Annotated in this window: 18 protein-coding genes; 15 read left to right on the forward strand and 3 right to left on the reverse strand. The window is 52.8% G+C overall.

Translation table 11 applies throughout. From position 1 onward, the window contains the following. Positions 1 to 45: 45 nt before the first annotated feature. Positions 46 to 1,827, forward strand: coding sequence for a proline--tRNA ligase (locus EZJ44_RS02070; protein WP_131279655.1), 1,782 nt, complete (start codon positions 46 to 48; stop codon positions 1,825 to 1,827). 142 nt (positions 1,828 to 1,969) lie between these two features. On the opposite strand, the gene EZJ44_RS02075 is transcribed toward EZJ44_RS02070, so the two are convergent. Then, positions 1,970 to 2,701, reverse strand: a complete 732-nt coding sequence (locus tag EZJ44_RS02075) for a hypothetical protein (protein ID WP_131279657.1) — start codon at positions 2,699 to 2,701, stop codon at positions 1,970 to 1,972. A 268-nt stretch (positions 2,702 to 2,969) separates the two neighbouring features. Between EZJ44_RS02075 and EZJ44_RS02080 the strand changes: the two genes are divergently transcribed. From EZJ44_RS02080 to EZJ44_RS02105, 6 genes are all read left to right on the forward strand, one after another. Further along, positions 2,970 to 3,491: a ribosome maturation factor RimP gene (locus EZJ44_RS02080; RefSeq protein WP_131279659.1), complete on the forward strand. Its 522-nt coding sequence runs from the start codon at positions 2,970 to 2,972 to the stop codon at positions 3,489 to 3,491. Beyond that, positions 3,492 to 4,475 carry a transcription termination factor NusA gene (gene nusA, locus EZJ44_RS02085; RefSeq protein WP_131279661.1) on the forward strand — a complete coding sequence of 328 codons (984 nt, stop codon included), beginning with the start codon at positions 3,492 to 3,494 and terminating at the stop codon, positions 4,473 to 4,475. Between the two features lie 106 nt (positions 4,476 to 4,581). After that, positions 4,582 to 4,920, forward strand: coding sequence for a YlxR family protein (locus EZJ44_RS02090; RefSeq protein WP_131279663.1), 339 nt, complete (start codon positions 4,582 to 4,584; stop codon positions 4,918 to 4,920). 92 nt (positions 4,921 to 5,012) lie between these two features. Continuing rightward, complete coding sequence (infB, locus tag EZJ44_RS02095; RefSeq protein ID WP_131279665.1) at positions 5,013 to 7,934, forward strand: translation initiation factor IF-2; 2,922 nt, start codon at positions 5,013 to 5,015, stop codon at positions 7,932 to 7,934. An 81-nt stretch (positions 7,935 to 8,015) separates the two neighbouring features. Next, complete coding sequence (gene rbfA, locus EZJ44_RS02100) at positions 8,016 to 8,492, forward strand: 30S ribosome-binding factor RbfA (RefSeq protein ID WP_131279667.1); 477 nt, start codon at positions 8,016 to 8,018, stop codon at positions 8,490 to 8,492. Between the two features lie 67 nt (positions 8,493 to 8,559). Continuing rightward, positions 8,560 to 9,591 carry a tRNA pseudouridine synthase B gene (locus tag EZJ44_RS02105; protein WP_131280285.1) on the forward strand — a complete coding sequence of 344 codons (1,032 nt, stop codon included), beginning with the start codon at positions 8,560 to 8,562 and terminating at the stop codon, positions 9,589 to 9,591. Between the two features lie 87 nt (positions 9,592 to 9,678). Here the strand turns inward: EZJ44_RS02105 and EZJ44_RS02110 are convergent, their stop codons facing one another. Continuing rightward, complete coding sequence (locus EZJ44_RS02110; protein ID WP_131279669.1) at positions 9,679 to 10,248, reverse strand: DUF421 domain-containing protein; 570 nt, start codon at positions 10,246 to 10,248, stop codon at positions 9,679 to 9,681. A 227-nt stretch (positions 10,249 to 10,475) separates the two neighbouring features. On the opposite strand from EZJ44_RS02110, the gene EZJ44_RS08695 reads away from it, so the two are divergent. From EZJ44_RS08695 to dapB, 6 genes are all read left to right on the forward strand, one after another. After that, positions 10,476 to 10,766: a hypothetical protein gene (locus EZJ44_RS08695; RefSeq protein WP_165496081.1), complete on the forward strand. Its 291-nt coding sequence runs from the start codon at positions 10,476 to 10,478 to the stop codon at positions 10,764 to 10,766. After that, on the forward strand, positions 10,766 to 11,776 hold the full coding sequence (locus EZJ44_RS02115) for a bifunctional riboflavin kinase/FAD synthetase (protein WP_131279671.1): 1,011 nt from the start codon (positions 10,766 to 10,768) through the stop codon (positions 11,774 to 11,776). Before EZJ44_RS08695 ends, EZJ44_RS02115 begins: the two co-directional genes overlap by 1 nt. Positions 11,777 to 11,978: 202 nt before the next feature. Continuing rightward, positions 11,979 to 12,248, forward strand: coding sequence for a 30S ribosomal protein S15 (rpsO, locus tag EZJ44_RS02120; protein WP_124055031.1), 270 nt, complete (start codon positions 11,979 to 11,981; stop codon positions 12,246 to 12,248). A 173-nt stretch (positions 12,249 to 12,421) separates the two neighbouring features. Beyond that, a complete protein-coding gene (locus tag EZJ44_RS02125) occupies positions 12,422 to 14,800 on the forward strand; it encodes a polyribonucleotide nucleotidyltransferase (RefSeq protein WP_131279672.1) in 2,379 nt (792 codons plus the stop codon). Between the two features lie 180 nt (positions 14,801 to 14,980). Beyond that, on the forward strand, positions 14,981 to 16,294 hold the full coding sequence (locus EZJ44_RS02130) for a M16 family metallopeptidase (protein WP_131279674.1): 1,314 nt from the start codon (positions 14,981 to 14,983) through the stop codon (positions 16,292 to 16,294). A 16-nt stretch (positions 16,295 to 16,310) separates the two neighbouring features. Continuing rightward, entirely contained in the window at positions 16,311 to 17,054 is a 744-nt protein-coding gene (gene dapB, locus EZJ44_RS02135; RefSeq protein WP_131279676.1) for a 4-hydroxy-tetrahydrodipicolinate reductase, read from the forward strand. Between the two features lie 141 nt (positions 17,055 to 17,195). Here dapB and EZJ44_RS02140 read toward each other — a convergent pair whose 3' ends face one another. Continuing rightward, a complete protein-coding gene (locus EZJ44_RS02140) occupies positions 17,196 to 17,780 on the reverse strand; it encodes a GNAT family N-acetyltransferase (protein WP_131279678.1) in 585 nt (194 codons plus the stop codon). Between the two features lie 77 nt (positions 17,781 to 17,857). On the opposite strand from EZJ44_RS02140, the gene dapA reads away from it, so the two are divergent. Together dapA and EZJ44_RS02150 are read left to right on the forward strand one after the other, a co-directional pair. After that, positions 17,858 to 18,766, forward strand: a complete 909-nt coding sequence (dapA, locus tag EZJ44_RS02145; protein WP_131279680.1) for a 4-hydroxy-tetrahydrodipicolinate synthase — start codon at positions 17,858 to 17,860, stop codon at positions 18,764 to 18,766. Between the two features lie 30 nt (positions 18,767 to 18,796). Next, complete coding sequence (locus EZJ44_RS02150; protein ID WP_131279682.1) at positions 18,797 to 20,473, forward strand: ribonuclease J; 1,677 nt, start codon at positions 18,797 to 18,799, stop codon at positions 20,471 to 20,473. Positions 20,474 to 20,554 lie beyond the last annotated feature (81 nt).

The following is a 20,554-nucleotide window of genomic DNA, read 5'->3' on the forward strand; positions in this document are numbered from 1 at the left end:
TTCACTTGTTTAGCCTGCGGAATGTAAGCTAGGACTGTGTTAAAAATGTCTGAACTGTTTGTCCGCACCCTGCGCGAAGATCCCGCAGATGCGGAAGTTGATTCCCATAAGTTACTCGTTCGTGCTGGTTACGTGCGTCGTGTGTCGCCTGGTATCTACACCTGGTTGCCACTCGGCTTGAAGGTTCTGCGCAAAGTGGAACGCATCGTTCGTGAGGAGATGGACGCCGCGGGTGCCCAAGAAGTGCTTCTTCCTGCGCTTTTGCCGCGCGAACCCTACGAAGCCACCAACCGTTGGGAAGAATACGGAGCGAATCTTTTCCGTTTGCGTGATCGTCGCGATAACGACTACCTCCTGGCGCCAACTCATGAAGAAATGTTCACGCTGGCAGTTAAGGATATGTACTCCTCATATAAAGATTTGCCAGTAACGCTGTATCAAATTCAGACGAAGTACCGTGACGAAGCACGTCCGCGTGCTGGCATTATTCGCACTCGTGAATTCCTCATGAAGGACGCATATTCTTTCGATATTGACGACGCCGGTTTGAATCGCTCGTATGAAGTCATGCGTAGCGCCTACCAAAAGATTTTCACGCGGTTGGGTCTGCCTTTTGTGATCTGTTCGGCTACGTCGGGTGCCATGGGTGGCTCGCGATCTGAAGAGTTTTTGTTCCCGTGCGCAATTGGTGAGGATACCTTTGTTTCCTCACCCGGCGGATACGCTGCGAACACTGAGGCAGTGACTACGCCAGAACTTCCAGAGATCGATTTTTCCAGTACTCCGCAACCAGTAGTTCACGCTACCCCTGCTGCCACTACGATTGAAGCGCTCGTCGCTGTGGCAAACGATATCGTGAAGCGCGCTGATCGTCCGTGGGAAGCGGCCGATACCTTGAAGAACGTGGTTTTGGCGGCGACGCATCCTGACGGTACACGTGAGGTGTTCGTCGTCGGCGTTCCAGGAGATCGCGAAGTCGATCTCAAGCGTGTGGAAGCCAATATGGCTCCTGCTGAGGTAGAAGTTGCCACTCCGGAGGATCTCAAAGCGCATCCAGAGCTCGTGCCTGGATATATTGGTCCAGACGTGATGGGTCCTAATTCGCCTGCTCGAAAGGTGAACGACGACGGTTCGCTCACTGGCTCGGTGCGTTACTTGCTTGATCCACACGTGGTTCGCGGTTCGGCATGGATTACAGGTGCGAATGCGGTAGAAAAGCACGTGTTCTATAGCGTGTATGGTCGTGATTTTGAAGCTGATGGCTTTATCGAAGCAGTCGAAGTACGCGCAGGTGATCTTGCGCCAGATGGTAGCGGTGAGCTATCGATTGAGCGCGGTATCGAAATCGGACACATCTTCCAGTTGAGTCGCAAGTATGCGCAGGCACTTGATCTGAAAGTTCTCGATCAGAACGGAAAAACCGAGATCGTTACGATGGGATCGTATGGCATTGGCGTTTCGCGTGTGCTGGCTTCTTTGGTTGAGCTCTACCACGATGAGCGCGGCATGATGTGGCCATCGACTTTGGCACCTGCGCAGGTGCAGGTGATTGCCACTGGAAAGGGCGATGAGCTCTTCGGTGTTGCAGCTGATATTGCGCAGAATTTGGCTGACCAAGGCCATGAAGTGTTGTACGACGATCGCCAGAAAGTCTCCGCAGGCGTGAAGTTTGCTGATTACGAACTAATCGGTGTTCCTTATGCCGTGGTTATCGGTCGCGGCTTTAAGGATGGCAAAGCCGAAATTCGTGATCGCCGATCTGGTGAAGCGATTGAGGTCGATTTAGCAGATGTCTACGATCAGCTGGCTGCTGTGATGCAAAGCTGATTTCCGTGCTTGCATACTGTGAAATAGCACGCAGATAGGGTGCTCCCAAGACTTGGAACTGTGAAAACAGTTTGCGTCTTGGGAGCATTTCTTCTTGGTAGCAGTTAGTTCCTGATTACCTAGTCGCTACACGCTTGTGCTTTTAGCGTTGGGGAGCGTAGCCAGGCGTTGCGGGAGATTCGCCGCTTGTTGCCACATAAAAATAAGCAATGGCTGAGCTGAGAGCTTGGCGCTGCTCCGGATTGGCGGCAGCACTCATGGAAATGAATTCCTTGGCGAGCAGTTCTGCGGCGTTGCTATTTTGTGCAGGAGTGATCGCAATTGGTCGAGAATCGGGAATTCCACGGTGGATTGCTACGGATTCGATTTGATCGAGAACTAAAATCGCTTCGGGAAGGCGACCACGGTTGTTTTGGGGGATTTGCGCAGTCGTTGTCTCGATCCACTGCCGAGCTATCTCAATCCGTTTCAGACTTTCTGCATCGGGAACTAACGGTGCAATCGCCGTCGGCACAGGAGAAGGAATACTGAATGGAACCCCTGTACTTGCGGCGATACGTGCCGCTACGATTTGAGAACTTGCGCTTATCGACGTCGTTAACTGGGCTTTCGCGGCGTCGTCGCCAATTTTTTGGACGGCGAGAGAAAACTTATTGAGTTCGTTTACGAGAGTTTGAGGGTCGTGAGCAGTCGCATCGGTGTCGATAACTGGATTTTCTTGACCTTGTGGAACTTTTCCTTTCCAAGGAATCCAAATTCCGCCCAAGAGTTGTTGCCACGCAGTTGCTAGTGGGGTGAGGCTTTGAAACTGCGGATTTGCTTGCGCGGCATTGAGTAAACGTTGAGTTTGTATGGCGGTATCTTGTCGTGACACTTCTGAGGAGCTCGGAGTGGGTGGCGTTATCGAACTGTTTTCCCAGCGAGTTTCCATGACCACTAGTCCTAGGGCGAACAACGCTATTGCCAATAGTAAGCTCACCAAAAATTTGACGCGGGAGAGCAGGCGGGATTTTGATCGCGAACTAGCTGTGTTCATCGGCTTCTTTCGTCGTTCGGCATGAGGATGTGAATATCTTAATCATATTAGCTGAAGTTGCCGATCCGGCTGTGACACTAGGGCGATACAACGGTAATCTAGATATATGGCAGAAATTAATAAATCAAACGCTGATACCATTGCCCAGATGCTTGCGCCAGTGGTAGCTGACTTTGACCTCTATCTCGAGGACGTAAAGGTTGTCCGCTCAGGGAAACACACGATCGTGCGTGTGATCGTTGATCTCGAAACTGGAACTGGCGGAGTTGATTCTGCGTTGCTCACGGATGTGTCTCGCGACATTTCTGCCGCTCTTGACGAAAAAGATCCAATCGCTGGAGCCTATAGTCTTGAAGTTTCTACACCGGGTATTGATCGTCCGCTGGTGGAATTGCGACATTTTGAGCGGGCGCTCGGGAGACTCATTCACTTTCATTTCAAAGACGGCACCGATGTTACGGCGCGTCTGACCGGGATCGACGGCACAGTTTTCACACTGATCCCGCATGTGAAGAAAAATAAGCAAGTTGTGGATGGGGCTGAATATGAGGTCTCATTAGATCAGATCAAAAAAGCTCAGATCATAGTTGAGTTTAAGAAAATTGAAGCTGGGGAAGAGGAGCTATAAATGGATATCTCGATGAGTGAGCTTCGGATTGTCGAATCCGAACTCGGTATTGACCTAGGCGTGTTAATCGAAGCAATTGAGGACGCACTTCTTCATGCCTACCAGCGTGTTCCAGGTGCAGTTCGTGGCTCGCGAGTGGAATTGAACCGCACGACCGGCCAAGTTACGGTATTCGCTCCGGAACTGGACGAAAACAACAATGTGGTTGGAGAGTTTGACGATACCCCCAATGATTTTGGGCGAATTGCTACCGCAACCGCGCGTTCTATCATCGCTCAGCGCCTGCGAGACGCCGAAAGCGCGCGAATCCTTGGTAGCTTCCAAGGTAAACAAGGACAGATCGTCTCCGGCGTGGTTGAGGGAAGCGTTGGCGGGGGAGAGTCTCGCGATATCTTCGTCGAATTGGGTGAAAATCGTGGCATTCTTCGCGCAGAAGAGCAGGTACCTTCGGAACGCTACCGCCATGGTGATTTGATCCGTGCGCTTGTTCTCGACATTTCAGTTGGTCCGCGCGGTGCCTCTATCCGTTTGTCTCGCTCGCATCCAGATTTTGTGCGTCAGCTTTTCGAAACAGAAGTTCCGGAAATTGCCAAGGGTACGGTTGAAATCATAGCTTTGGCTCGCGAAGCAGGGCATCGCTCTAAAGTGGCGGTGTGGTCCTCTGATCCAAACGTTGCCGCAAAGGGTGCTGCTATTGGTCATAATGCACAGCGCGTGCGCGCCGTCACCCAAGAACTTAACGGAGAAAAGATCGACGTTGTGGAGTACGACGACGATCCAGCAGCTTTCATTGCTGCTGCACTTTCTCCTGCGAAGGTTCTTCGTGTCGACATCCTCAATAAGGATATGCGCCAAGCACTGGCTATCGTTCCTGACGATCAAGCTTCGCTAGCAATCGGTAAAGAAGCGCAGAATGTGCGGCTTGCCGCCAAGCTCACAGCGTGGTCGATTGATATTCGCAAAGAGTCCGAAGATCCACGCTGAGCGGGGAATACGATAGCGGTATTAGGGTGGTAGTGAGCGTATTCACCCTCGATATTTGGGCATTGTGTGAAGGAAATATCCAAAATATCAGGTAGTCTAATACTGTATGTCTAAATTTCTGAACGCTACACCTGCTGATGGTGCGGGAAACTCTACAGTTGCCCGTCCAACGCGAACCTGTATCGGATGTAGAAAGAAAGACGTATCCTCTCAAATGTTTCGTTTGAAAGCTGTGACATCTGGTACGCAACTGCGTGCACGGATTGATCAATTTTCGGATATTCCTGGACGTGGTGCGTGGATACACAAGGATTCACTGTGTTTCACGCAGGCGTCGAAGCGACGAGCGTTTTTGGCGGCTTTTCGAACGTCGTCTGCTGTCGATATTTCCGAGCTTGCAAACGTATTTAACTGTCAGATTTCAACCAACAATGAAAGCGGGTAGAAAGCCGATGGGCACCCGATGAGTACCCAGCGATGAGCTGCCAACTAACAATGGTCTGACGCTTTTAGCGCGGACCAAACCGAAGGAGAACTGTGGCCAAGGTCCGCGTCCATGAACTCGCCAAAGAGTTGGGAATTCCAAGCAAGAAACTGCTTGAAACTCTCAAAGAAAATGGCGAATTCGTCAAATCTGCGTCTTCAACAATTGAAGCGCCAGTCGTGCGTCGTGCACGTGAATATTTTGAAAAGCACCCTGAGGAGCTTCCTGCAACTGCGAAGCCTGCAACAGCGAGTGCATCTGAACCCGTAAAGAAGTCTGCGGCAAAGCCGGGTGCTGCAAAGAAAACTGTTGCTGAAAAACCGGAAGCAGCTGCAAGCACGGAGGCTTCCGATAAGCCAGCAACAGCAACGAAGTCTGTGGCAAAGCCGGGAGCTGCCCGTCCAAAGACTGTTGCGAAATCTGGTGAATCAAGTTCCGCTACCACCAAAGACGAAGCACCAAAGGCAGCCTCCGCAGTTGCTGCTGAAAAATCTGCAAGCAAGGATGCGGCATCTAAAGCTGCAACGCCTAGTGCAGCGCCGAAGCCACCTCGCCCGCAACGTGCAATGGCGACTCCAGGTGAGGCAAAGCGCAGCGCAGATGTGGCACGCGAATCGGCTCCACCACGCCCACAAGCGCGCGGTGGAAAGAAAGGCATGCCACGTCCAGGCAATTCACCATTCTCTTCACGCCAAGGCATGGGACGCAATGGCGGGCAGCAAGGCGGCGGTCAAGGCCGCGGCCCGCGTCCGGGCAATTCACCATTCTCAAACCAGCAAGGTATGAGCAAGCGCGGCGAGAACGCAGAATCGCGTCCAAACAATCGCGGTGGCAATACTGGTGGTCCACGCAAGAATGATTCGGCGCGTCCAGCGCGGTCTGCAGCGCGTCCATCGCCAAATATGATGCCCGATCAGATCCAGCCGCCGACCGATAATCGTGGAGGTCGTGGAGGTCGTGGCGGTCAAGGTGGCTTCCGTGGCGGACAAAATGGTCCAGCTCGCGGTGGCGGTTTCACCCGTTCGGGCGGTAAGGCTCGCGGTGGATCAACTGCGGGTGCTTTCGGTCGTCAAGGTGGAGGAAACCGCAAATCGCGTCGTTCCAAGCGCAATGAGTTTGAAGAGCAGCAGTCTCCAATGCTCGCCGGTGTGCAGGTGCCACGCGGCGACGGTTCGACTGTGGTACGCGTTCGTGCTGGAGCTTCGTTGGCTGATTTCGCAGAGAAGATTGGTGCGGATCCAGCAGCTTTAGTTACCGTTTTGTTCCGCATGGGCGAAATGGCGACGGCGAATCAGTCGCTTGACGAAGACACCTTCCAGTTGCTCGGCTCTGAACTCGGATACGATATCAAGATCATGAGTGCCGAGGACGAAGATCGTGAGATCCTCGAAGCCTTTGATATCGATATCGCTGCTGAGCGTGCGGGTGAATCTGATGAGGATCGCACCCCACGCCCACCCGTCGTCACCGTTATGGGACACGTCGATCACGGTAAAACGAAGCTTCTCGATGCGATTCGTAACGCGGATGTCGTCGAAGGAGAAGCGGGCGGCATTACGCAAAATATCGGTGCTTACCAGACTCGTTTGACTATTGATGGCAACGAGCGTCGTATCACCTTTATCGACACCCCAGGTCACGAGGCTTTCACCCAGATGCGTGCTCGTGGCGCGGACGTCACTGACGTCGCTGTGCTGGTTGTTGCTGCAAACGACGGCGTGATGCCTCAGACCGTGGAAGCAATTAACCACGTTAAGGCAGCCGGTGTGCCAATTGTCGTGGCTGTCAACAAGATTGACGTGGATGGCGCTAATCCAGGCAAAGTTCGTGCTCAGCTCACTGAGTATGGCCTTGTTGCGGAGGAGTACGGCGGAGATGTCGCGTTCGTCGACATCTCGGCCAAACAGCGTATCAATATCGCTGAATTGCTCGAAACTATCGTAGCAACCTCCGATATTTTGGTCGCTCCTTCCGCCAATGCTGATAAAGCTGCACGCGGTGTAGCGATTGAAGCGAAGCTCGATCAAGGACGCGGTTCCGTAATCACAGCTTTGATCCAAGACGGAACACTGCGTATTGGCGATTCGATTGTGGTTGGTACAGCCTACGGCCGTGTTCGCGCCATGGTTGATGAGCACGGCGATCGGGTTGATTCCGCTGGCCCATCGCGTCCAGTTCAGGTGCTTGGTCTGACCTCAGTACCTGGCGCAGGCGACCAACTCATCGTGGCTGAAGATGATCGCACTGCTCGCCAGATTGCAGAGCGTCGTGAAGCTGCCAAGCGAGCTGCTACACTGGCGAAACGCCGCAAGCGCATCTCGCTTGAGGATCTCACTGCTGCAATTGAAGAGGGTAAGGTTGAAAACCTCAACCTCATCATCAAGGGTGACTCCTCGGGTTCAGTCGAAGCACTCGAATCCTCGTTGCTCGAGATTGAAGTCGGTGGCGATGAGGTACAGCTCAACGTTATCCATCGTGGTGTCGGTGCGATTACCCAGTCGGACGTCGACCTTGCAACCGTGGATAACGCCGTCATCATCGGCTACAACGTGCGACCAGCAGAACGAGTTTCCGAGCTCGCTGATCGTGAAGGCGTAGAGATGAAGTTCTACTCGGTGATCTACGATGCGATCAACGACGTGGAAGACGCGCTCAAGGGCAAGCTCAAGCCGATCTTCGAAGAAGTGGAGCTTGGAACAGCCGAGATTCGCCAGGTATTCAAGTCTGGAAAGTTTGGCAATATTGCAGGTTCCATCGTGCGCTCGGGTACGATCAAGCGCCACACCAAGGCTCGCTTGGTGCGTGATGGTTCGGTGATTGCTCCTGACCTCGAGATTATCTCCTTGCGACGCGAAAAGGACGATGTCACGGAAGTTCGAGAAGGCTACGAATGTGGTATCACCCTCGGACACAAGGACATTCGCGAGGGCGATATTATTGAAACGTGGGAGATGCGCGAAAAACCTCGCGACTGATCATCTTTTAGCTGTGGCGGGGTGTCCAATTCTGGGCACCCCGTTGCCGCAACAAAGTACTAATTTTAAGGGGAGTTAGCGATGGCTAATCCACGTGCAGCTCGTGTAGCTGATCAAATTAAACAAATTGTGGCTCGAATGATTGACGGCAAGCTCAAAGATCCGCGCCTCGGTATGGTGACGATTACCGACGTTCGCGTGAGCGGAGATCTCCAGCATGCCACTGTTTTTTACACGGTTTATGGCTCGGATGCGGATCGACGCAAGTCTGCTTCCGCGCTCGAATCGGCAAAGGGCATGATTCGCTCGACGGTTGGTGGCCAGCTAGGGTTGCGTCTCACGCCAAGTGTTGAGTTCGTTCTTGACGCTTTGCCTGAGACCGCGCGCTCAATTGAAGATGCCCTAGTAGCGGCAAAATTCCATGATGAGCAGGTGCGTAAGTTGGCAGCTGGAGCAACACCAGTTGCGGGCGAAGATCCGTACCGCAAGCCCAAAGAATTGAATGACGACGGCGAGCACCTGCTCGAGTCTGATTTTTCCGACGACGATGAGCTCTAGTTCCCGCCGACGCTCAGGTGATCGTGAGCGATCAGAACGCAATCGTGAGCCGCGCGAAAAACGACAGATGCCTTGGGGTGAACTCCCGCAACCGGCGTCGTGCGCAGCTGATGGGATCGTGCTTATCGACAAAGATCCCGACGTAACCTCGCACGATGTAGTTGGGGCGATGCGTCGTTTGGCGAAAACTCGCAAGGTTGGTCACGCTGGAACTCTTGATCCGATGGCGACTGGATTGCTCACCATTGGAATCGGGAAAGCGACTCGTTTTCTCAACTATTTGTCGGGCTGTGATAAGACCTACCGCACCACGATCTGCCTCGGGGTTTCTACCTCAACTGAAGATGCCCAGGGCGCGCCACGCAGGGATTACCTGGAAGAATTTGCCGCGAAATTTGGTGCTGTCATCGCGGCTTTGACACGCAGTGATGGAAACGGTGACGTTGGTGGTGCTGACGCATTAGACCCCTCGGTGATTGCTGAACTGGATCGTGCGCGCCAAGCTTTGGTTGGCGAGATCAAACAGGTTCCGTCAGCGGTATCTGCAATCAAGATAAATGGAAAGCGCGCGCATGAATTAGTACGCGCTGGCATTGAGGTGGAGATTCCTGCACGAGATATTATTATCCACGGCTTTGAATTTACCTCTGCGCTTCGCTTGGGAAAAATTCTGCCCGTAGACGGCGCAAATGTACAAACCCTCGAAATTGACGCTGTGGTGAGGTGTTCTGCTGGAACGTATATTAGAGCTTTAGCGCGAGATTTTGGCCTTGAGCTCGGCGTTGATGCCCATATCACCATGTTGCGTCGCACTGAGGTGGGGCACTTTGAGGTGTCTGAGGCGAATTCTGTGCGGGGTATCGCGAACTTGGTAGCAGACGGACGTGATGTGCCAGTAATTCCTTTGGCTCAGGCGGCGCGAATAATGCCGTGGGTGGAAATTTCTCCGCAGCAGCGCACGGCTCTCACATACGGGCAGTTTGTAGAGGTTGATGCCGAAGCGGATCCGGTGGCGCTAATTTGTGGCGATGAACTGGTGGCAATCGGTGCAAAGCGAGGGAAAAATATCCAACCGGTGGTTGTCTTTGCACAAAGTTAGGCTGAGCGAGGCTTGAGGTAGTGGGTGCGAGGCTTAGCCAAGACTAAGGAGGCGAGAGCCAGTCTTGGTATTACGAATTTTCCTAACTCATTTGGAAAGATCAATAAATTCGCGGGGAATAAGGTGCGCATCACGCACGCCGTCCAGCAGGCTCGAACTTATTAAGTGCGAGCGCGTCAATACCGATAGTCGACCTGAAGGTTCGAGAATAACTGCAGCAACGAGCGTCGGGGAGTGAATACCATGTTCACGCAACTGCGATAAGAGTTCTGAGCGTGTGGTGTGAGTATTTTTCAGATTGGCTTCGATAAAGTTTTCACCCGCCATAAGTACGATCGCTGGACTGTTGATCATGCGATCTCCGTGTTGAAAATTGGCGAGTCTTCCCACGGTGTAGTGGAGAACTAACAGCGTTGAAAATGCGATAATTCCGGTGCTCAGTGTGGGAACCGGGCCGAGGGCGGTGCGCGCAACTATCGAACCAAAAAGTAACACCATGAGAGTGTCGAAGGTAGTTAATCCAGCAAGGAGGCGTTGTCCGAGCACGCGAATGACCAGAAGAAATACGGCGTATATCACTAGTGTAGATAAGACGGCTGCCAACGCGCCCTGCCACGTGATCCCAAGCCATGCATCTAAGCCCTGCGGATACGACATATCAACTTCCTCTAATTAGCTAGTGTCTATACGTCAGTTGATTATAACAATGCCTTGCAGCGGCTTCTAACAAGGTTTCTCAAGGCTTTCACCGTGAATTCATAAGGGAAACGGGAGCTTGCGGCGAGGCTGGGCACCGTCGTCGTGCAACGAATTTTGATCGAACTCTCAACTTTTAGGGGACTTTCAGCAAGATTTAGCAAACGCTGGGTTCTAAACTAGATTCTATGGATAACGTTGAAGAAGTTAAATCAGGTTGTGGTTGCGGTGGTCACGGACATGCAAAGGCTGCTGAGCAGGGTGCTACGTCCGTTTCACCTGCTGTTGCCCAGTCGACTCAGGGGCGTCATGGACATACGCATGTCGGCGAACAACACGGACGAGGCGGCTGCGGTGGCGGTGGTTGCGGCTGTGGCGGCAAAGGCAAACGGGCTGGTATGCACACTGAGGGCACTCCTTCCGACGCTCCAGCAGATATTTCGGGTGGACGTACGCAGCTAGGACTGCGCGGCAAGTAATGGAAGTTTGGAAACACCGGGCTGACCTGCCCAAAGAGATCAGCAATACCGTGGTTACGATCGGTATTTTCGACGGCGTGCATCGCGGGCACCATGCTGTGCTTGCGAAAACGGTGGAAGTGGCGCAACTCAACGGAGCCATCTCAATTGCTTTGACTTTCGATCCGCATCCGCGTCTCGTTCATAACCCACAATCTGATCTCAATTTGGTCACCTCGCTTGAGGACAGATTGCAAAGGCTGGAATCTGCTGGAATTGATGCTGTGTATGTGCAGCATTACGACCTTGAATATGCAGCGCTCACGCCGCGCGATTTTATCGAGCAGCAGCTTATCGGGCAGTTGCATGCGGGGAGCGTCGTCGTAGGTGAGGACGTTCGGTTCGGCTTGCACAACAGTGGCGACGGCGCGTTCTTACGTGACGTAGGAAAAGAGCTTGGCATCGACGTGTATTTGCTTGACGATCTGTGCGACGACGGCGGGCGGCGTTGGTCATCGACGTGGGTGCGTGAGCTGTTGGCAGAAGGCGATGTTGCTGGTGCGGCGAAAGTTCTGGGACGTCCGCATCGAATCCGCGGTGTGGTTCAACATGGATTCAAACGCGGACGTGAACTCGGTTTCCCCACGGCTAATCTCACGGGAAATGGCTTAGGCGAAGTGCCAGCTGAAGGTGTTTATGCAGGCTGGTTAGTGCGGACTGTGCCGGGTACTGCTGCTACAGAACATCTTCCCGCGGCAATTTCTATCGGTAACAACCCACAGTTTGATGGAGAACAACGCACAGTTGAGGCTCATGTACTGGGGAGAAGCGATCTCGACCTGTATGGTGAGGAAATTGCAATCGATTTTATCCAGTGGTTGCGGCCTATGATGCGTTTTGAATCAGTGGATTCATTGCTTGAACAGATGGACGAGGATTTGCGGCGCAGCGCCGAAGTGTTGGGAGTGCCAGTAGCGCGGCGCGTAAACCCTGCTGCTGTTAAAGCGGGCGTTTCATTAAAGCCGGCGTAGAAACGGCGTGAATCTAGCAGAGCTCGTGATTAGCCACGTGGTTAGCTATATGAGCCTATATGAGCTTGAGGTCACCGATTTTCAATTCGAAGCTCATTTGCTTGACGTGGTAGACTGGCATAGCCGTTAGATCGGCCACGGAACGTCATCGCTCAGGAGAATATGCCCTGGGCTCTGTGCAACGAGAAAGAAGGAGAATCGTATGGCTCTCTCTAAAGAGATCAAAGATGAAATCATCAAGGAATACGCAACACACGAGGGCGACACTGGTTCCCCTGAAGTTCAGGTTGCACTGCTTTCAGCTCGCATTAAGGAGCTGACCGAGCACTTCCGTACTCACAAGCATGATCATCACTCCCGTCGTGGCTTGATGCTTCTTATTGGTAAGCGTAAGCGTCTGCTTGCTTACCTCGCTGCTGAGGACATCGAGCGTTACCGCTCCCTGATTTCACGTCTCGGCCTTCGCCGCTGACGTCAGATCGGCCCGGGCTTTGGTCCGGGCCGATTGTCATAACATCAAAAGTAAATAGAAGAAGACCTTCGCCTTTGGATTCGGTCTTCGGTTGTGGTGAGCGGTTTCCCAGATGATACCGAGCATGATAATCGACGGCCGTATCGGGCGGGGCAAACGAAAGAGGAGGTCCCATGGAGGGTCCTGACGTTAAATTCGCCGAAGCAACCATTGATAATGGCAAGTTCGGCACTCGTACTATCCGTTTTGAAACTGGGCTTTTGGCTCGTCAAGCCGCAGGATGCGCGCTTGCATATCTCGACGACGAAACTGTAGTTCTTTCTGCAACTGCGGTTTCTTCCCAGCCGAAAGAGCACTTCGATTTCTTCCCATTGACGGTGGACGTCGAAGAGCGTTCTTACGCCGCTGGACGTATTCCAGGGTCGTTCTTCCGCCGTGAAGGTCGCCCAGGCACTGAAGCTATCCTCGCAGCGCGTTTGATCGATCGTCCGTTGCGTCCTGCCTTCGTTAAGGGTCTGCGCAACGAAGTTCAGGTTGTAGCAACTGTGCTCGCTATTCATCCAGACGACGCATACGATGTCGTCGCGATTAACGCGGCTTCGATGTCTACGCAGCTTTCTGGTTTGCCATTCTCTGGTCCAATTGGCGGTGTGCGCATCTCGCTCATCGACGGTCAGTGGGTAGCTTTCCCTCGTTATTCCGAGGAGCCAAAGGCTACATTCACCATGGTCGTTGCTGGTCGCGTTGTAGAAGACGATATTGCTATCATGATGGTGGAAGCAGAAGGCGGCGAGAACGTCGTTGCTAATATCGCTAAGGGTGGCACTGTGCCAACCGAAGAAGTTGTGGCTGAAGGCCTTGAGGCTGCGAAGAAGTTCATCCGTGTGCTATGTGAAGCACAGGCTGATTTGGCACGTCAAGCTGCTAAAGAGACCCAAGAGTATCCTCTTTTCCCATCCTATGAAGATGAGGAATATGAAGCTGTTGGTGCGCAGATTGGTGATCGCTTCGCACCATTGCACGGCATCATCGACAAGCACGAGCGTGACGACAAGCTCAACGATGTAACAGAAGCTATCGTTTCTGAACTCGCTGAGCAGTTCCCAGAGCGTGAGCAGGCACTTACGCTTGCAGTCAATGCTCACTGGAAGAAAGAGATGCGTAATCGCGTGCTGACTGAGGGCATCCGCATGGACGGTCGTACCCCAGTCGAGATCCGCACCATCACTGCTGAAGCTGGAATTCTTCCTCGTGTTCATGGCTCGGCACTATTCCAGCGTGGCGAAACCCAAATTATGGGTGTGACTACGCTGAACATGCTCAAGATGGAGCAGCAGCTCGATAACCTTTCTCCAGTGACGGCTAAGCGTTACATCCACCACTACAACTTCCCGCCATATTCGACTGGTGAAGTTGGCCGCGTTGGCTCGCCAAAGCGCCGCGAAATCGGACATGGGATGCTCGCTGAGCGCGCACTCGTTCCAGTTCTTCCTGCTCGCGAAGATTTCCCATATGCAATCCGTCAAGTTTCAGAAGCGCTCGGATCAAATGGTTCGACGTCGATGGGCTCGGTATGTGCGTCTACGATTTCGTTGCTCAACGCTGGTGTGCCATTGATTGCTCCAGTGGCAGGAATCGCGATGGGTCTCATCTCAGGTGAGATTGACGGCGAACAGCGTTTCGTTGCACTGACCGACATCCTCGGTGCTGAAGATGCACTCGGCGATATGGACTTCAAGGTTGCAGGAACGCGCGAATTCGTGACGGCACTTCAGCTTGACACTAAGCTCGATGGAATCCCAGCTCAGGTGCTCGCTGCAGCACTGTCCCAAGCGCGTGACGCTCGTTTCGCAATTCTCGATCTTATTGAGGAAGCAGTTCCTGAGGTTGAAGAAATGGCAGAGACCGCTCCACGTATCATCACTGTGAAGATTCCAGTGGACAAGATCGGTGAGGTTATTGGGCCAAAAGGCAAGATGATCAACCAGATCCAAGAAGATACTGGTGCCGATATCTCAATTGAGGACGACGGTACAGTATTTATCGGTGCTACAAATGGTAGCGCTGCTGAAGCTGCACGCCAGACCATTAACTCAATCGCCAATCCGCAGATGCCTGAAGTGGGTGAACGCTTTGTAGGAACCGTTGTTAAGACGGCGACTTTTGGAGCTTTCATCTCGCTTTCACCAGGTAAGGATGGCTTGTTGCACATCTCGCAAATCCGCCGTCTCATCGGCGGAAAGCGCGTTGAAAATGTTGAAGACGTGCTCAACGTGGGCGATAAGGTTGAGGTCGAACTAGCTGAAATTGATCCGCGTGGCAAGCTTTCCTTGCACGCTGTTCTTACCGAAGAGCAGCTTGAGGCTGAGAAAGCCGCTGAGGAAGAGAACAAAGAGCGCCGTGGCAACCGTGAGCGTTCTGACCGTGGAGAACGCGGCGAGCGTCGGGAGCGCCGCCCACGCGAACGCCGTCGTACTCGCTCCACGGAGCAGGGCGAAGGCTCGGAATCCACTGCTGATTCAACAGAAGTGACTGCTTCTGACGATGAGTGAGCGCTAGTCCTGCACTAAGTGTGCAGGTTACAAGCCTACATTTCGCTCTCTCTGATTCTGCTCTCGGGCAGAATCAGAGAGAGCGATTTTTGCTTGCTATAGTTATCAGGTGTTAACGAGAGTAGCGTTTGCGCTCCGTGACATGCCAAGAATCCTGTAATGCTGAAAAGGATGTATTTAATGAGCTACACGCGAATTGAACTGCCGCTCGATAGGTGTTCTTCAGTTGTATTCGAAGAAGACGGGATTGTGGGGCAACGGTCGATTTTGCCGGGAGGGATTCGGGTTTTGACCGAAAAAATCCCTGGCCAAAGATCGGTGTCACTGTCTTTTTGGATCGGCGCAGGATCACGTGATGAATTGAGCGGGCGCGAAGGCTCAACCCATTTTCTCGAGCACATGCTTTTCAAAGGTACGTCAACACGCAGTTCCCTTGAGATCTCGCAAATGTCCGATTTTCTTGGTGGTGCTATAAACGCTGCGACTTCTCGCCAGTACACGTGTTACTACGGCCGTGTATTCGCTGCTGATATGCCGCAGATGCTCGAACTCCTAGTCGATATGGTTACCGATTCTGTGCTTGATCCTACGCAAATGGAAATTGAACGCGGCGTTATTCTCGAAGAGTTGGCAGCAGCCGAAGATGATGTTAGCGACGTGGCAGAAACAGCCATACTGCCCATGATTTTTGGCGATCATCCCTTGGCACGTCCGGTAGGTGGCACTCGTGAAACCGTGTCTGCGCTAGATCATTCCCACATGCTTGAGCATTACCGCGAATATTACAACTCCCGCGAACTCGTTGTTACTGCGGCTGGCGACGTCAACCATGAAGAACTGTGTGCCATGGTGCTTGCGCTGCTTGATTCGCGTGGTTGGAATCTTGGCTCGGATACGCTTCCTATGGCACGCCGGCGAGCTGGTGATATGACCTACGGCGTGGGAGGGTCTAGCTTTATCGCTCATCCAAGCCATCAAAGTGCGGTTGTGGTGGGCATGCCTGGATTATATGCCGGACACGATAGCGAAATAACGTTGATGGCACTCGACTCGATTCTGGGCGGCGGCACATCGTCGCGGTTGTTCCAAGAGGTGCGTGAACGCCGAGGTCTGGCCTATTCCACCTACTCGTGGTGTCTCAATTGGCTTGAAGGGGGAGTGTTCGCACTCGAAGCGGCATGTTCACCCGAGAATACCGGCACTGTTGCTCGCATTATGCAAGAGTGTTTGGAACAGATTGCCGAAGAAGGCGTATCTGAGCAGGAAGTGGACACCGCATACAATCAGCGCCGTGCTCAGCTGGTATTTTCTGCTGAAACGAATGGATTTCGAAAGAATCGACTCGGGCAGGCCGAGCTCATACGCGGTGACTTATGGTCGATTGAAGAATCGTTGCGGCGTTCCCGTGAAGTGACTGCGCAAGATATTCAAGCATTGGCGCAAAAATTATGTGCTGGTCCACGATCTGTCGTGATCTGCGGATCGGACTCCTAAGAGTTAGGCTCATTTCATGAAAGTTGCTGTAGTTGGAGCACACGGGCGCATGGGTGCTACCGTGGTGCAAGCCGTTAACAATGCGCCCGATCTTGAACTTGTGGCACAGCTCGACGCCGCAGATGCAATAAGTGCGCAGAGCTTAAATGGGGCGGAGGTAGCAGTAGAATTTACTGTTCCTTCCCAAACAGACGATAACGTGCATGCGCTTTTAGATGCTGGCGTACACGTTGTAGTGGGAACGACGGGCTGGACTCCTGAGCGCCTTGCTCGCGTTCACGAGCATGCGCGCCAGCTCGGAAAAGGCGTGCTCATCGCCCCGAATTTCTCAATTTCTGCCGTGCTTGTGATGCATTTTGCCAAACAGGCGGCAGCTCATTTTGAATCGGTAGAGATCATTGAACTACATCACCCGAACAAGGTTGATGCACCATCAGGCACAGCCGTTTCTACCGCCAAAGGTATCGCCGAAGTGAGAGCTGCGGCGGGAATGTCACCGTGCCCAGACGCAACGGAAAGCGATCCTCTGGGTGCACGCGGCGCCGTCATCGATGGAATCAATGTGCATGCCGTGCGGCTACGCGGTTTGAACGCGCATGAAGAAGTGGTATTCGGCAATCCGGGCGAGCAACTCATTTTGCGCCAGGATTCTTTCGACCGAGAGTCGTTTATGCCAGGCGTGCTGCTTGCGGTTCGTAAAGTTGGTGAGAGTTCGGGCCTCACGGTAGGACTTGAATCATATCTCGGACTAGACGGCTAACGTCTCAGACTAAACGGCTAACGGCAGAATTTTCTTATTTCTGATAGCCCGCTACCGCTGACAGCTCAATGCGTGTGAACGTTGGCGGCGCGTTGGCGTGTGAACGTTGACAGTGCACCGCCCGCAACCACTGAGGGCCCGTTAGAGGGTTGTCCACCACAGATGCTGGATTACGTCCTTGCCATCTACTTCGAAATTCCTCCGCAAGCCGCGCGGTGCGAAACCGGCGGCATCAAGCATACGGGTGAGCGCGTCGTCGGTGGGGAATACCCACACGTAAATCTCATTACCCTGGGCGTTTGCCACCATATCGGTTATGGCAGCGAGGAGACGCGCTCCATGGTCTGGATCTTGCGCGCCCGAATCGACATCAAAGTTGAGAATTTCGTAGGCGTGGGGTTCACGGTCAAAAAACTCGGCATCTGGAGCGAAACGCTGGTCATCAGGAAGATTGAGAGCTTCGGTGGGGGCGAATGAGGCAAATCCACAGACGCCCTCGCCGTCGGTTGCCACCACGATATGATGCTCCGCTGATGGCAAATTTTGGAGACTCTGCAGCCACGCCTGCGCAAAGGCAACAGAATCAAACTGCGCGGCGGTGGCAGGGGCAAGCGGAGCTTCAAGTGCGCGCACTAAAGACTCGTGCATTGACTGTGCTTGTATGCGCCCGATTTCCTCGACATCGCCCGCATGTGCAGGTCGAACAGATTTTAATGTCTCATTCACATATCTATTCTTGCAGAAGGCGTCCCACATATCGAAAGATCATCGCGATTGTGGTTTTTGCCAGATAGAGTGATGACATGGAACACATTTCTTTGCCCCAGCGTCCTTTTGGATCGGTTTCAGTCGCGATGGTAACGCCGTTTCACGACGACGGTTCGATTGATGTAGCCTCAGCGCAAAAGCTTGCCGTGAAGCTGGTAGACGACGGTTGTGATGGCTTGGTGCTCTCAGGTACCACTGGCGAATCTCCAACCACCCATCAGCCTGAGAAGGATGTTTTGGTGCGGGAAGTGAAGGACGCCGTTGGTGATCGCGCGATGATCATTTGCGGTGCTGGCTCCAACGATACAGCTCATGCCGTGCGCATTGCTGAGGGAGCCGCAAAATCAGGCGCAGATGGTCTGCTTGTGGTAGCGCCGTACTACAACCGCCCCTCTCAAGAAGGCGTTTATCAGCATATTTTGAGCGTCACACAGGCTACTGATCTTCCAGTGATGCTTTACGATATCCCTGGTCGCACTGGTGTGAAACTGGAGATGCCAACTCTCATGCGTTTGTCGCAGCACGAGCAAATTCTCGCCGTGAAAGATGCTACTGGAGATGTTGCTGCTGGATTCAAGAAAATGGTCGATACGGGCTTGGCGTATTATTCGGGAGATGACTCACTCAATTTCGCCTGGCTAGCACATGGAGCTTCTGGTGTTGTGTCGGTGGCAGGTCACGTCATTGCAGGTAGTTTGCGAGCACTGGTGAGTGAAGTTGATTCCGGTGATCTTCCGGCCGCGCGAGCAGAGTTCACGAAGCATATGCCGTTAGTTGATGCGATTATGGGCGCTGGTCAAGGAGCCGTGATGGCCAAAGAAGCGATGGCAATGCTCGGCGTCATTGAGAGCGCCACCTTGCGATTGCCCTTGGTACGTGCTGATATGAGTCAATATCAGGCTCTGCGCGAATCTCTGGTGAGTGCCGGTTTGCTTGAGCTATGAGCAGCACCTCCATTGTGAGATAATGGAAGAGTGAGTAAACAGAATACACCTCCAGAAATTCAGCCAGATACAGTTCGAATTGTGCCATTGGGCGGCTTGGGCGATATTGGTCGCAATATGACCGTATTTGAGTGCAATGGGCGCTTGCTCATTGTGGATTGTGGTGTGCTCTTCCCAGAGGAGAATCAGCCAGGTGTTGATCTGATTCTGCCGGACTTTGACTATATTAAAGATCGTATCGACGACGTCGACGGCATCATTTTGACGCATGGACACGAGGATCATATCGGTGCAGTGCCGTATCTGTTACGGCTACGCCAAGACATTCCGATTATTGGTTCTCAGCTCACAATTGCTTTGGTAGAAGCGAAATTGGCTGAACATCGGATTCAAGCCTATTCCTTGATTGTCAAGGAAGGCGATATTGAGCAAATTGGTGCTTTCGAATGCGAATTTATCGCAGTAAATCATTCCATTCCAGATGCCTTGGCTGTGTTCATGCGTTCTGCGGGTGGAAACATCTTGATCACCGGCGATTTCAAGATGGATCAGTTGCCGTTGGATGGCCGTATCACCGACTTGCGGGCTTTCGCGCGCGCTGGCGAAGAAGGCGTAGACCTTTTCATGGTGGATTCGACGAATGCTGAAGTGCCGGGGTTCGTTCGTTCAGAAGGCGAGATCGGCCCTGTGCTCGAATCTGTATTTGCGCAGGCAAATGGGCAAATTGTGGTAGCTTCTTTCGCCTCTCATGTGCACCGTGTACAGCAAGTTCTTGACGCTGCGGCGAAGTACAATCGCAAAGTGTGCTTCGTGGGTCGTTCCATGGTGCGAAATATGGGAATCGCTGCTGAACTCGGTTATCTCACTGTGCCGCCGCAAACCTTGATCGATATGAAAGATATTGAATCGATTCCGGATCATCAGCGCGTGTTCATGTCAACAGGTTCGCAGGGAGAGCCGATGGCGGTTTTGGCGCGTATCGCTTCTGGAACTCACAAGCGGATTGGCGTTGGACCAGGCGATACGGTGATTTTCGCGTCGTCGTTGATTCCTGGCAACGAAAATTCGGTATTTAGGCTGATTAATGGACTCACGAAGCTCGGTGCGCGCGTGGTACATCAAGGCAATGCCGCTGTCCACGTGTCTGGACACTCTGCGCAGGGAGAATTGCTCTATGCGTACAATATCGTTGAGCCGTTCAACGTTATGCCCATCCATGGCGAAGCGCGACATCTTGTGGCAAATGGCTCTTTGGCAGTGAAAACGGGAGTTCCAGCTGAGAACGTTCTCCTATGCGAGGACGGAAGCGTGGTTGATCTGCATGACGGTGTCGCACAAGTTGTCGGTAAGGTTCCGTGTGGCTACGTATTCGTTGATGGATCCTCAGTGGGAGAAATTGGTGAGGCAGAGCTAACGGATCGTAGAACACTGGGACAAGAAGGCTTCATCGCTATATTTGCAGTGGTCGACGCCCAAGAGCGTGTGGTTATTACGGGTCCTCATATTCAGGCTCGCGGTATGGCTGAGGATGATTCAGTCTTTGATGAAATCCTGCCAGACGTCCAAGATGCACTTGAGAAATCAGTTCAAAATGAAAGTGCTGATGCTTATCAGATGCAGCAGGCTATGCGCAGAGTGGTAGGACGCTGGGCTGCGCGGAAATTGCGTCGCTCGCCGATGATTATTCCAACAGTTATAGAAGCTTGATTCTGTTGATTTAGATTTTCAGTTCTTGGGCACCAATATTAGGTATGATCTGGTATTTTATATGCTACGACTGTATCGGTG

This window comes from Arcanobacterium bovis, from assembly GCF_004331995.1.
GTDB lineage: Bacteria > Actinomycetota > Actinomycetes > Actinomycetales > Actinomycetaceae > Arcanobacterium_A > Arcanobacterium_A bovis.